General features: G+C 69.0%; 10 protein-coding genes. 1 reads left to right on the plus strand and 9 read right to left on the minus strand.

What is annotated here, in order from left to right:
* Position 1 precedes the first annotated feature (1 nt).
* From ACFVVI_RS23720 to ACFVVI_RS23755, 8 genes are all read right to left on the minus strand, one after another.
* Entirely contained in the window at positions 2-1,444 is a 1,443-nt protein-coding gene (locus ACFVVI_RS23720) for a serine/threonine-protein kinase (RefSeq protein WP_387446878.1), read from the minus strand.
* The gene (locus ACFVVI_RS23725) at positions 1,431-2,969 is read right to left on the minus strand and encodes a serine/threonine-protein kinase (protein WP_387446879.1); all 1,539 of its coding nucleotides are present in this window, start codon (positions 2,967-2,969) and stop codon (positions 1,431-1,433) included. The genes ACFVVI_RS23720 and ACFVVI_RS23725 overlap by 14 nt, the downstream gene beginning before the upstream one ends.
* 5 nt (positions 2,970-2,974) lie before the next feature.
* A complete protein-coding gene (locus ACFVVI_RS23730; RefSeq protein WP_378989682.1) occupies positions 2,975-4,174 on the minus strand; it encodes a hypothetical protein in 1,200 nt (399 codons plus the stop codon).
* Complete coding sequence (locus ACFVVI_RS23735) at positions 4,171-5,640, minus strand: serine/threonine-protein kinase (protein ID WP_387446881.1); 1,470 nt, start codon at positions 5,638-5,640, stop codon at positions 4,171-4,173. Before ACFVVI_RS23735 ends, ACFVVI_RS23730 begins: the two co-directional genes overlap by 4 nt.
* Before the next feature lie 280 nt (positions 5,641-5,920).
* On the minus strand, positions 5,921-7,027 hold the full coding sequence (locus ACFVVI_RS23740) for a saccharopine dehydrogenase family protein (RefSeq protein ID WP_387446882.1): 1,107 nt from the start codon (positions 7,025-7,027) through the stop codon (positions 5,921-5,923).
* Positions 7,024-7,788 (minus strand): alpha/beta fold hydrolase, encoded by a 765-nt coding sequence (locus ACFVVI_RS23745; protein ID WP_387446883.1) that lies wholly within the window; start codon positions 7,786-7,788, stop codon positions 7,024-7,026. The genes ACFVVI_RS23740 and ACFVVI_RS23745 overlap by 4 nt, the downstream gene beginning before the upstream one ends.
* Complete coding sequence (locus ACFVVI_RS23750; RefSeq protein WP_387446885.1) at positions 7,785-9,305, minus strand: flavin-containing monooxygenase; 1,521 nt, start codon at positions 9,303-9,305, stop codon at positions 7,785-7,787. Before ACFVVI_RS23750 ends, ACFVVI_RS23745 begins: the two co-directional genes overlap by 4 nt.
* The gene (locus ACFVVI_RS23755) at positions 9,305-10,552 is read right to left on the minus strand and encodes an NADH:flavin oxidoreductase/NADH oxidase family protein (RefSeq protein ID WP_387446886.1); all 1,248 of its coding nucleotides are present in this window, start codon (positions 10,550-10,552) and stop codon (positions 9,305-9,307) included. The genes ACFVVI_RS23750 and ACFVVI_RS23755 overlap by 1 nt, the downstream gene beginning before the upstream one ends.
* 105 nt (positions 10,553-10,657) lie before the next feature.
* On the opposite strand from ACFVVI_RS23755, the gene ACFVVI_RS23760 reads away from it, so the two are divergent.
* Entirely contained in the window at positions 10,658-11,254 is a 597-nt protein-coding gene (locus tag ACFVVI_RS23760; RefSeq protein WP_387446888.1) for a TetR/AcrR family transcriptional regulator, read from the plus strand.
* A gap of 106 nt (positions 11,255-11,360) precedes the next feature.
* Here ACFVVI_RS23760 and ACFVVI_RS23765 read toward each other — a convergent pair whose 3' ends face one another.
* Positions 11,361-12,944, minus strand: coding sequence for a succinic semialdehyde dehydrogenase (locus tag ACFVVI_RS23765; RefSeq protein WP_387446889.1), 1,584 nt, complete (start codon positions 12,942-12,944; stop codon positions 11,361-11,363).
* Positions 12,945-12,951 lie beyond the last annotated feature (7 nt).

Below are 12,951 nucleotides of genomic sequence, written 5' to 3' on the forward strand. Positions count from 1 at the left end.
ACTACCCCTGTCCCAGTGGCGCATCCGGCCACCAGCGTTGCCACAGCACCGAACCCGAGGTGCCGCCGGAGATACGCAGCTTGCAGAACTGGCGGTCGGGCCCATCGAACATCACGTCGAGCCGACCGATGAGCGCGCCCTCGTCGCCGGTGATGGTTCCCCATCGCACCTTTCCGCTCGCACCGTCGCGGGTCCACAGTTCCTCGCCCTCTACAGCCAGATTCGCTGTCCACGCCGGAATCTGGGTGCGATCGGACCGGCAGACGACCGAGAGCGTTTCGACGGGGTTCCGGTCACCGAGGCAGAGCACCCCGCCGATCTCGACCTGCTGATCGAGCGCGAGCGCAGTGCCGTCCTGGTCGACGTGTATGCAGCTGTTGACGTCCTGGTATCCGACGGCCAGCGGTGCGACCGGCAGCAGGTTCGGCAAGGTCTCGGCGGCCAGCGCGGCCGCGCCCCATGCGTCGGAGTTGGTGGCGACCCGGGCAGGGGCAGCCGAATCGGGATCGTCACCGGCGAACCCGATGACAAGCGAAATCGCCACCGCCACGGCCACTACGGCTGCGATCGCCACGCCGGTCAGCAGTCGGCGCGGCTCGGCAGCGGCTTCGGGTACGCAGGCCGCCCGCGCGGCAGCAGCCAGTTCACCGCAGCTCTGATAGCGCTGCGCGGGGTCCTTGGCCAGCGCCGTGGCGATCACCGCGTCCAATTCGGCCGGTACCCGGCCGTTTTCGCGCGACGGTCGAGGTGGTTCGTCGGACAGGTGCGCGTACATCACCGCCGCGGGACTGCTGCGCGAGTACGGGACCGTCCCGGTGAGCAGCTGGTAGAGCGTGCAGCCCAGCGAGTACACATCGGCGCGATGGTCCACCGGGTCGCCGTTGATCAGCTCGGGTGCGGCGTAGGCCAGTGTCGCGGTGAATCCCGCACCCTCGGCGAGAGTCCCGTCTGTCTCGGCGGTGCGGGCGATCCCGAAGTCGGTGACCAGCACCCGATCCGGTTGGCCCGGTTCCGCGGTGAGCAGCAGGTTCGCGGGCTTCACGTCGCGATGCTGCAGGCCGACCCGGTGGATCTCGTCGAGACCGTTCGCCGACTCGGTCACGATACGGAGCGCCCGCTCGACCGGAACGGCGGTCTCCTGCCGGATCAGCTCGGCGACATCGCCACCGTCGACGAACTGCATCGCGATCCACAGGCGGCCGTCCTGCTCGCCACGATCGCGGACCGCGACGACATTGGGATGTTGTAGCCGCACAGCGACTTCCGCTTCGCGCAAGAACCGCGCGCGGAATTCCTCGTCGTCGGTGTATCGGTCGGACAGGATCTTCAGCGCGTCGTGTCGGGGGAGCCGGGGGTGGTGCGCGAGATACACCTCGCCCATGCCGCCGGCGCCGAGCCGCCGTTCGATCCGGTATCCGGCGAACTCGTCGTCAGAACGGAGCATCTGGCCACCACCGGTCGTAGAGTTCCTGGCCTGTTGTCGCGCCGATCACGACGACCATGCAGAAGTTTCGGGATGGCTCGTCGAATCCGACCCCGACCAAGCCGAGATCGCCGGTGGACACGGTCATGGTCGACCAGGTCACCCGGCCACGCCCGGTAGCGCGTTCCCACTTCTGGTCGCCGAGAACCACGGCACCCGGTTCGTTCACGAGGATGAAGGGGTGCCTGTTCGTCGAACAACGCACGTCGACATCGCGGATGGGGTCGTTGTTGCCGGTGCAGGTGATGCGGGCGACTTCGTCGGGCATCAGATTCAGGTCGGCGGCCGCACCGGTGTTCAGGCCCATGGCGGCGCATCGAATGCCCTGATGTCCGGTTCGGGTCGGGGTAGCAGGCAGCAGCCCGGGCAGCGCATCGGCGATGAAGGCGTACCGCCCCCAGGTCACCCCGGCACTGCTGGTCGGCGTGGCGGGGCTCGCGGTCGAATCGTCGGGGTCGCGGACGAGCGCCACGGCGACGGCGAGTGCCAGCACCAGCATGATGACGGCCCCGGCCATGGCGGCATACCGCAGCCGTGGAGTCTGTTGCTGCGGAGGCTGTTTCGGGGCGGGCACGACGGGGCGATCGGTGCTGGGCGAGGGCGGTGCGGGCGGTGCGCCGGCGACCACGGTGTGATCCGCCGCCACACCGAAGGCGCCGGCGGCCGCCGCGGCCAGTGCGCCGCACGACGAATAGCGCTCGTCGGGGTTCTTCGCCAGCGCGCGGGCCAGCACCGTGTCGATCGCGGGCGGCAGTTCCGGCCGAAGGGCCGTAGCCCGCGGCGGCACCGCCATCAGATGCGCCTGCATCACCGCCACCACCGAATCGCGGGGGAACGGCTTCGTACCGGTGAGCAGTTCGAACAGCGTGCAGCCCAGAGCGTAGACATCGGCGCGATGATCCACGCGCTGTTCGGTCAGCAGTTCCGGCGCCGCGTAGGCCAGCGTCGCCACCACCGTTCCGACCGCGGTGAGCGCGGTGCCGTCACCGGCGGCCCTGGCGATGCCGAAATCGGCGACCAACACTCGATCCGGTGCGTCCTCGACCGGCTCGAGCAGGATATTGGCCGGTTTCACATCGCGGTGCAGGAGGCCGTGGCGGTGCGCCTCGTCCAGCCCGCGCGCGGTCTCGGTGACGATGTGCACGGCCCGCGGCGGCGGTATCGGTGACTCGTGGCGCAACAACGCGGCCACGTCGGTCCCCGCCACGAACTCCATCGCGATCCACAACTGGCCCTCGTGCTCCCCGCGGTCGTGCACCGCGACGATGTTCGGGTGATCGAGCCGGGCGGTGAGTTCGGCCTCGCGCAGGAAGCGCGCCCGGAACTCCTCGCCCGCACCGGCGTTCTCGGGCAACACCTTGATCGCATCACGGCGGGGCAGCCGCGGATGCGCGGCCACATACACCGTGCCCATGCCGCCGGTGCCGAGCACCCGCTCGATCCGGTAGCCGGCGAAAACGGTTCCCGGGGGAAGGGTTTCGGTCATCGCCTCTACTCGCTGTTCACCAGCAGCGCGTACTGCGCCGCCGCTCGTTGCTGGACATCCTGGTAGTCCCGGCTGAAAACCAGCGCGACGTAGCGGCCGTACTTCAGGCGGCAACTGAACTTGGTGATCGGCGAGTCTCTCGTCGACTCCGCGCAGTTGATGTCGACCATGCCCTTCGGTGGCGGAACCGCGAGCTGGTCGTTGTTGTTCGGCAGGTCGGCGAAGAACGCGGCCGCTGTCGCCGCGTCGGCGAAGCGCATCAGGCGGTCGTACCGGTTCAGGCTGACCAATTCGGCGACCTCGCGGCTGGGTTGGTAGAAGTGGCCCGCACGCGGACCGAGAACGATGCCGCGCGCCTGCAGCAGGCTTTCCCACCCGGCGACCTCGCTGAAGTCGCCGAGAATCACCACCGGAAACGGCCACCGCCCCGGTGCTTCGGGCACCATCCGTCCCAGCATGCCGTCGCGGTCGAGGGGCAGGTCGGCGAACTGCTCGGGCGGTGTGAGCGCGACATCGCGCAGCATCGGGCGCTGTTCCTCGAAAGCCCTGCCCGCCAGCGTTGTCAGGGCGGCGAGGTCGGGCGAGGTGTGCCCGGCCATGACCGTGACGACGAACGAGTCCACGGCCATCGTCGCCGCCAGCGTCGGAACCGTCGGACGCCAGTGCGCGCGAGCCGCCGGGTGCCCGGGGATCGTGACAGCCACATTGTCCGGGCTCACCGCCGCGTCGGCGGAGTCGATCTCCTGCGCGGCCAGTCCCGCGGCTGCCGCATCGGGAAATCGCAGCAGCGTGAGCTGCAGAATCCGGCTGCTGCCGATCGAGAATTGGGTGGAAGCATCGGTGGCGCCGACGGTGTAGCCGGCCAGCATGCCGTGACGCTCCAGGACCGCGCGCACCGGATTGGCCAGCAGCGCCGCCGCTTTCGCGGCGGTCGGCAGGGGGTCCGAACCCGATCGTGAGCGGGGCACGGTCAGCGCCGGGTCGACCCTGGCCGGATTGGCGATGGCCTCGCCGAGCCGAACCGATTCGACCACGCGCCCGTGATACTCGCTGCCGCGTTCGGGCGCGCGCAGCGGGAAGCGGCTGTAGGGGCCGACATCGAGGGTGGCGGGATCCGGCACGGGCATTGGATCACCGGTCATCGCGCAGCCCGAGACCGCGGCGAGGATCACAGCGAGCGCGAGAGCCAGGGGTGCGAGTCTCACAGCGGTGCCTCCGTCCACCAGGCGGCCCGCAGCTCGGTGCCGTCCCGCGCGCCGGTGACGACGATGTAGCAGAAGCTGCGGTCGGGATCGTCGAAGTACAGCCGCAGGTAACCCGTCAGCTGCGGGGCCTTGTAGAGGTCGAGATAGGTTCCCCAGTGCAGGTTTCCGTGGCTCGACGGCCTGGTCCACTGTTCGTCGCCCTCGGCGCGATCGTAGGTGGGCGGCGGGGCGATCGGGGTGCGGTCGGCGTTGCACACGAGTTCGATCGTCTGCACCGGTTCACGATTGCCGAAACACATGATCCGGCCGGTCGGGACGAAGACGTCGACGGGCAGGTCCCGCAGCTGTGCGTCGGCGGGCCTGCACCCCCACATCTCCTGATACCCGGTCCCGAACTGTGAGGCAGGCAGCAACTCCGGAAATGCCTGCGCGACATAGGTGTACGCACCCCAGGACACCGGGTCGACCGCGGTTTGCGGTCCGAGCGCGATCGCGGTCGGCGCGTGTTCGGTGGAACCGGTTCGGCTGACACCGAGCACCGCGGCCGTCAACGCGATCAGGACAGCGGCGGCCAGCGCGCCGTAGACGAGCGGGCGCCGCCGGACGGGAGCCCGGACCGCTGCCAGCCGGACCGTCCCCTGCGCGGCGGCCGACGCGGCAGCGGCCAAGGCGCCACAGGTCGGATACCGGTCGCCGGGGTTCTTCGCGAGCGCGGTCGCGATCACCTGGTCGAATCCGGGTGGGAGCCCGGGCTTGTCGAGGGCCGGCGGGGCTTCGTTCAGGTGGGCGTACATGACCGCGGCCGGGGTGTCGCGGGGGAACGGCACCGACCCCGTCAGCAGTTCGTAGAGCACGCAGCCCAGCGCGTACACGTCGGATCGGTGATCGATCGCCCCGCCGTTGATCTGCTCGGGTGCGGCATAGGCCAGGGTCGCGCTGAGCCCGGCGCCGGTCGAATCCTTGGGCGCGTCGGCGGGTCTGGCGATGCCGAAGTCGGTGATCAGCACCCGGTCGGGGCGGCCGTCCTGTTCGGCGACAAGGATATTGGCCGGTTTCACGTCGCGGTGCAGCACACCTTTGCGATGCAGCAGGTCGAGTCCCTTGGCGGCCTCGGCGACGATCCTGACCGTCCGCTCCAGCGGCAGCGCGCCCGGTCCACGGCGGATCAGCTGGGCGAGGTCGACACCGTCGACATACTGCATCGCGATCCACAACCGGCCGCCGTGCTGACCGCGATCGCGCACCGCGACCAGGTTGGGGTGGTTGAGCCGGGCCGCGATCGTGGCCTCACGCAGGAAGCGCTCACGGAACACCGCATCGCCGGAGTGCCTGTCGGACAGCACTTTCAGCGCGTCCTTGCGCGGTAGCCGCGGATGCTGGGCCAGGTAGACCGTGCCCATACCGCCCATACCGAGGCGCCGCTCGAGGCGGTACCCGGCGAAATCCATGCCCTCAGAAACAGTCAACCGTCGTGCTTCCCGAACCTATCGGCGCCGGGACCCTTCCGGCGCAAGTCGACCGACCCGTGGTCGACCGGCCGACTATAACCCGACTGGCGGTTGGGTTACCGGGGGACAGTCGAGCTACCGGTCCACTCGGTAGCCGATCAGCAGGACAGCGGTTTACGACGCGGCACAGGACATCGTGCCCTGCCCGCTGACGTTCGATCACGGTCATCGGAAGCCCTCCTCGCCACGCCGACGCGAAGCGCCTGCTGCATGGTTAGACGAGACGACCGAAGCGAATTCATCGCCGGCCCGATCCGACCGGTCGCAGCCCCACCTCGGCACAGCCCTGGAGCAGCGTGTCGAAACCGAATGCTTCGACCGGACCGACGACACCGTTGGTGCGAGGTGTCGTTGTAGCCAGTTGTTGGGCGGCCCAGGCCATGAGTTCCCCGGTCAAGCTGTAGGCGCTGGGGCCTTCGACGTGGACTTCGGCAGGGCGCGAGCCCTCGGCGGTGGCGAGCGCGACGACATGTGAGCGCGTGCGTGCGCGCTCGTCGGCGTCGGGGCCGCCGGGCGGGCCGATCATCGGACGGGTCAGCGCATCGATGAGCCTGCGCCCCAGCGGGATCCGCGCTGTCAGGGCGGTGATCGCCGACAACGCCACGAGCGGGCGGCTGAGCGCGGGGAACCAGCCGTTGTAGACGGTCACGGAATCTAGGGTGGGGAGGTCGAGCGGTAGGAAGAGGACCTCGGTGCCGGAGACGAGTGTGGCGTTGCGACGCCGGCCGCGCACGTCGAACCCGCGAACCCGCGAACCTGTTCGCTCCTGGACGAGCTCACCGCGGCGTCGGCGCGGCGCGGGCAGGGTGAGACCGTCACGCAGGGTGGTGCGGGTGCCGTGACTGAGCCCTCGGCACAGGGAACCGATGGCGAAATAGCCGATGTCGACCGAGCGCACAGTGGGGCCCGCCTGCCGCGCCGCCAGGGTCGCGGCGAGCATGCCGGGCACATAGTCGTAGCCGAACGCGGGCAGCATCACCGAACCGGTCTCGCGGGCCAGTGCATGTAGTTCGCGGCGCAAATCGAGCACGAATCCGACCTCGCCGGTGGAGTCGATGTAGTGCGCGCCGGACTCCGCCGCGGCACGGGCGACGGCATAGCCGAAGCGTTCGAACGGTCCGACGGTGCTGATGAGTACGTCGCCGCGATCCACGAGGTCTGCGACTTCGGCGTAGTCGGTGACATCGACGACGGCGTACTCGAGGCCGTGGCGGTCGGCGATCGCGGCGAGCGCCTCCCGATTGCGTCCGGCCACAACGGGTTCGATCCCGCGCCGCAGTAGCGCGTCGAGGACGAGCCCGCCGGTGTAGCCGGTGACGCCGAGCAGCACGATACGACCGGTCATCGAGATTCTCCTTCGGAGCGAGGTATGCCCGTGATGCGGGTGATCAAATCCCCGACTTCGTCGGGTGCTTCCCACTGCGGGGTGTGCCCGGTGCCCGTCAATACGGTGGTGCGTACGTGGCCCAGGTCGGCGAATTCGTCGGTGGGCAGGGCGAGGCGGGCATCGAGGTGGCCGAAGACCAGCTCGGTCGGGATCGGCAGGTTGCGGAGGCGGTCGGCGAGTGGGCGAGCGCCGAGATAGCTGTCGATCGCCCGCGAACTGCGGACGAAATTGCGCCTGCCGCGTGTTCGCGCGTCGGTGATGAACTGGTCCGGCACGGTGGCACCGGGAGCGAAGGCGCTGCGTTGTGCGGTGCGCTGCTGTTCGCCGGAGGCGAGGGCCCACATCAGCTCACCCACTCCGGGCATCGCCAGGGCGCGCTCGACCGGCCCACGTGCGGTCAGCCGAGCAGCGCGTGACCACGGCGGGCACAACAGCACCAACGCGCAGACCAGGTCGGGACGACGCTCGGCCAGCGCGGTGGCGACCAGTCCGCCACGGGAGTGGCCGACAACCACGGTCCGCGTGTCGAGGAGGGCCGCCACGTCGCCGGCGTCGTCGCCGATCGAGCCGCTCGAGTCCAGCTCGACGGCGACAATCCGCGTCACGTACTCGAGCTTCGGCACGACCCGGTCCCAGGCGTGGTGGGAGCCGGCGAGACCGTGGACCAGGACGACCGTCGGCAGGCCAGGGTTGCCAGTGAGCACTGCGCCCGCGCTCACGACAGCACCGTCGCCTCGCGTCGCCGCATCAGATGCTGGGTGGGGTCGAAACGTAGTGTGCGGCGCCGGAAGTCGAAGGTCGAGCCGGGCCAGATGTTGGTGTTGCGGCCGTCCTCGTTCAGATACCAGCTGGTGCAGCCACCACTGGTCCACACCGTGCCCTCACCGAGGCGTTCGACATCGTCGGCGAACTCCTGCTGGGCTCTGGCGGTCGGTTCGACGGCGGCCAGCTCGTGCTCGGCCGCATAGCCGACGGCGCCGGCGATGTAGTTGGCCTGGGATTCGAACATGTGGATCACCGAGGTGTGGCCGAGACCGATGTTCGGGCCGTGCATGAGGTACATGTTCGGGAAACCCGCGACGGAAGTTCCCAGGTACGCGGTCGGGCTCGTGCCCCACACCTGGGCCATCGTGCGCCCGTCGCGCCCATGGGTGCGATCGGTCAGTGGCAGGCGCGAAGTCCGGAATCCGGTCCCGAAGATGATGACGTCGACCTCGTGCTCGGTCCCGGCGTCGTCGACCAGTCCGGTTGCGGTGATCTCCCGGATTCCCGCTGTTTCGAGCGCGACGTTGTGCCGGTCGAGGGCGCGCAAATACCCGTCGGAGATGAGCACCCGTTTGCAGCCGAACCGGAAGTCGGGCACCAATTTCGCGCGCAGCAGCGGGTCGCTGACCTGTGCCTCGAGGTGGCGACGCGCACCGCGTTCGGGCAATGCCATGAGCGCGGGATTGCGGAAGGCCACCACCTGCCACTCGCGTCGTAGATACAGGCGCAGGCGCTCGAGCCGCTGGATCGCGGGCAACCGGCGATACAGCAGTCGGCTCAGCGCGCTGATGGGTCGATCGTGGCGCGGGACCACCCACGCCGGTGTGCGCTGGAAGACGGTCATCCGCGCGACATCAGGTGCGATCGCAGGGACGAACTGGACCGCCGAGGGGCCTGTGCCGATCACGGCGACCCGCTTGCCGGTGAGGTCGACCTCGTGATTCCACCGGGCGGAGTGGAAGCTCACGCCCTCGAAACGATCCAGCCCCGGAATCGCAGGGACGAGGGGGTCGGCGAGTGCGCCGGTCGCCAACACCACATGGTCGGCGGTGCGTGGCCCGTGTGCGGTCTCGAGCCGCCACCGCTGCGCTGCGCAATCCCATTCCAGCCTCGTGACCGCGCAGTCGAGTACCAAGTGCGCGCGCAGACCCTGCGAGTCCACGACGTCTCGGAGATAGGCGAACAACTCGGGCTGCTCGGCAAAAGTATTGCGCCAGTGTGGATTCGGCGCGAACGAGAACGAGTACAGGTTGCTCTGTACGTCGACTGCCGCGCCGGGGTAGTCGTTGTCACGCCACACACCGCCCACCTCACCGGCGCGTTCGAGCAGGACGACATCGGCGAATCCCGCCTGCCGCAGCCGCACGGCGGCGGCGATCCCGCCGAAGCCGGTGCCGACGATCGCGACATGATTGTGGGGGATGGGAGCACCGTGGGGGTCAGCGTGCTCACGGGTGGTGGTCGATGCCATCACTTGGCGGCCAACCACTTCGAGTAGCTGCGCAGTGCGCGGGTTTGCACGCGCTGGTCGGCCAGCATGGCCAGCGCAGGGCTGACATCGATCGCGGGATCGGCGCCGGTGGCCATGCGCCGCATCTGGTAGCGGACCATCGCCATCTCGGTCGCCGAAGCCAGCGCCTTGTCCGTCCAGGTCACCGCTTTCATGGTCCTGGGGGCTTCGCGTCCCTCGCGCCAGCGGTGAGGCAGATCGGGCGTAACCGCGAGTGCTGTCGCCATGCCGATCAGCGCGACCTTGTTGTCCAGCACTCGTTCGGCGGTGTCCCGGCGCGAGATGCCGCCGGTCAGCATGAGCGGCAGGGCGCTGGTCGCGGCCAGTTCCGCGGCCAGTTCGAGGAAGTACGCTTCGCGTGCGGCGGTGCGTCCGTCGGCGGGTCGGCCCGACATCGCGGGGCTCTCGTAGCTGCCACCCGATACCTCGACCAGGTCGACACCGAGCGAGGCGAGCATGCCGATCACCGCGTGCGCGTCGTCGGCGTCGAAACCGCCGCGCTGGAAATCCGCCGAATTCAGTTTCACCGCCACGGCGAACGCCGGCGATACCTCGGCGCGAATGCCGCGCACGATCTCGGTCAGCAGCCGGGCACGGTTCTCGAGTGAGCCGCCCCATTCGTCGGTGCGATCGTTGACCAGCGGCGAGAGGAACTGCGACAGCAGATACCCGTGTGCGGCGTGAACTTCCACGCCGTCGAAGCCGGCTTGTTCGGCGCGGCGGGCGGTGGTCACGAAACGCCCGATGGTCTCGTGGATCTGCCGGGCAGTCATCGCCACCGGCTGTCCGAAACGCTTGGAGTGACGCCCCAATTCGACCGCGATGTTCGACGGACCCCAGACCACGCCGGGCATGCGAGCCTGCACCTGACGGCCGGGGTGGCTGATCTGCATCCACATGGCCGCGCCTGCCGCCTTGCCTGCCTGCGCCCATGCCGTGAACGGCGCCAGCGGCGCCTGCGCGTCGAGCACGATGCCGCCCGGCCCGGTCAACGCCTCGGCGTGCACCATCACGTTTCCGGTGATCAGGAGCCCGGCGCCCCCTGCGCCCCATCGCCGATACAGCGCGATGAGGCGCTCGTCGGGAAGTTGGGACTTGCCCGCCATTCCCTCCTCCATCGCCGCCTTGGCGATCCTGTTCTGCAGGACCTGGCCGGATCGCAACCGCAGAGGCGAGAACACCTCGCCCGAGTCCGCACCGCTCGCCATTGTTCGCTCCTTTCGGCACGCATATTGACACTGCTTACATTCGCGTGCGGAGCCCAACGGTAGAGGTAAATGTAAGCAGTGTCAACACTTGCTAGATTTGTTTCCATGGCAATGTCGAACACGTCGTATCACCACGGCGATCTACCCAGCGCGCTCGTGCGCGCTGCCGTGGAGCTCCTCGAGGAGGATGGCGCGGCAGACCTGTCGCTGCGGGCGGCCGCCCGCCGTGCCGGGGTGTCCACGGCCGCGCCGTACCGCCATTTCGCCGATCGCGACGCACTGCTGTCGGCCGTCGCCGCGGTGGGCTTTCGTGAGCTGGCCGAACAGCTGGTCGCCGCGAGCGCGGAGCCGAGCACGCCCGAGGATCTCGCGACCATCGCTGTGGCCTATGTTCGCTTCGCCTTGGCGCGGCCCGCGTTGTTCCGGGTCATGTTCTCGGACCCGTGCGATCCGACCAGTCCCGAACGCGTGGCCGCGACCACGGCGATCCACGACTACGTCCAGGCGATCGTGCGGAGGATCTATCCCACCGCCGACGAGGAATCGCTGACCAACGCGATGTGGGCTCTGGTGCACGGTCTCGCGTTCCTCTATCTGCAGGGCAAGTTCGATGCCGCCGCCGACGCGGAACTCGAAAGTCGTATCCGCGGTGCGGTGTTCGCGATCGTCGAACTCCCGACGCTGCCGTCCGCGCACGGCTGAGCGCCGCCGCCGAGCGCTCAACGCGGATGCGGACAGCCGTGTTGCGGTGAGGAACCAAGCGCTGCGCGACGGTGAATCGGCTCCGCGCCCCGGTATTCACCCGATCTCAGCGGGCACCCACCTTCTTCATGCCCGCCAGCACGGTGGTCAGAGTGGTCGCCCATGCGCTCCGTGACAGGCCTGCCGGTGCGTCGAAGCCGAGGAGGCGCTGGTGTGCGATCGTCTGCGGCTCGGTGTATTTCAGCATGCCGTCGGCGCCGTGCCTGCGGCCGAGCCCGGAATCGCCCATGCCGCCCATCGGCGAATCGACGCTGCCCCACGCCGCGGCGTAGGCATCGTTGACGTTGACCGTACCCGCGCGCACCCGGGCCGCAACGGCCCGGCCGCGGGCGCCGTCGCGGGTCCAGACGCTGGCATTGAGACCGTAGGCGGTGGCGTTGGCTCGCACGACGGCCTCGTCGATATCGGCGAAGGGGTAGATCGACACCACCGGCCCGAACGTTTCGTGGTCGTAGAGCGTCATTTCCGGGGTGACATCGGCGAGGATGGTCGGTTCGTAGAACAGCGGCCCGAGATCGGGTCGCGCCCGGCCACCGGCCAGCACAGTGGCGCCCTTGGCGACCGCGTCCTCGACGTGCGCGGTGACGGTATCGAGCTGGGACCGGTTGGTCAGGCAGCCGACGTCGGTGCTGTAGTCGTAGGCGGCACTGATGTTCATCGCCTTCGTCCGCTCGACGAACGCGGCCACGAACTCGTCGCGGATCGCCTCGGCCACATACATCCGTTCGATCGACACGCACAGCTGCCCGGTCGAGGAGAAGCACGCGGACACCGCACCGTCGGCGGCACGATCGATATCGGCGTCGTCGAGGACGATCATCGGGTTCTTGCCGCCGAGTTCGAGAGAAGCGCCGATGAGACGTTCGCCCGCGTCGCGGGCGATCCGGCGACCGCTGGCGGTGGACCCGGTGAACATCAGGTAGTCGGCGTTGTCCATCAGCGACGTGCCGATCGAGCTGCCACGGCCGACCACCATCTGCCACACCCCGCTCGGCAGACCCGCCTCGTGCATCAGATCCAGGGCCCACAGCGCGGTGAGCGCGGTCTGGGTGTCGGGCTTCTGTACCACCGCGTTGCCGGCCAACAGCGCCGCAATCGCGTCTCCGGCCCCCATACTCAGCGGATAGTTCCACGGCGAGATCACCGCGACGACACCCTTCGGATGGTGCAGCTCGGTGGTGTGGGTCAGGATCGGTATGGCGCCCCGGCGACGCTTGGGAGCGAGCAGCCGTGCGGCGCTACGGGCGTAGTACCTGGTGGCGATCGCGATGTCGGTGACTTCCAGGAACGCGTCGCTACGAGTCTTACCGTTCTCGGCCTGGATGAGGTCGAGAACCTCGGCCTGACGTTGCAGCAGCAGGTCGTGGAACCGCAGCAGGATCGCCTTACGTCTGGCCACCGGCATTGCGGCCCAAGAGGTTTGGGCCGTGCGGGCACGCGCGAACGCTGCCTCGGCGTCCTCGGGAGTCGAGACGGGCAGCGTGGCCAGCGGGTTGCCGGTATAGGGGACCGTGGTCGTCACCTGTGTGGCGTCCGGACCGGCCGCGATCCGTGCGGTCAACCGGTTGATCAGGGCCGGGGACAGGGAAGGCGGCAGGCCCTCGGTTCGGGTGGCGTGGTCGACAGACATGAAGGCT

The organism is Nocardia sp. NPDC058114 (assembly GCF_042884695.1).
Classification (GTDB): Bacteria; Actinomycetota; Actinomycetes; order Mycobacteriales; family Mycobacteriaceae; genus Nocardia.

Bases quoted from the DNA above. Each gene is read 5' to 3' on its own strand.
- ACFVVI_RS23765 (WP_387446889.1), bottom strand. From the start codon at position 12,944: ATGTCTGTCGACCACGCCACCCGAACCGAGGGCCTGCCGCCTTCCCTG.
- ACFVVI_RS23720 (WP_387446878.1), bottom strand. From the start codon at position 1,444: ATGCTCCGTTCTGACGACGAGTTCGCCGGATACCGGATCGAACGGCGG.
- ACFVVI_RS23760 (WP_387446888.1), top strand. From the start codon at position 10,658: ATGGCAATGTCGAACACGTCGTATCACCACGGCGATCTACCCAGCGCG.
- ACFVVI_RS23725 (WP_387446879.1), bottom strand. From the start codon at position 2,969: ATGACCGAAACCCTTCCCCCGGGAACCGTTTTCGCCGGCTACCGGATC.
- ACFVVI_RS23750 (WP_387446885.1), bottom strand. From the start codon at position 9,305: ATGGCATCGACCACCACCCGTGAGCACGCTGACCCCCACGGTGCTCCC.
- ACFVVI_RS23740 (WP_387446882.1), bottom strand. From the start codon at position 7,027: ATGACCGGTCGTATCGTGCTGCTCGGCGTCACCGGCTACACCGGCGGG.
- ACFVVI_RS23755 (WP_387446886.1), bottom strand. From the start codon at position 10,552: ATGGCGAGCGGTGCGGACTCGGGCGAGGTGTTCTCGCCTCTGCGGTTG.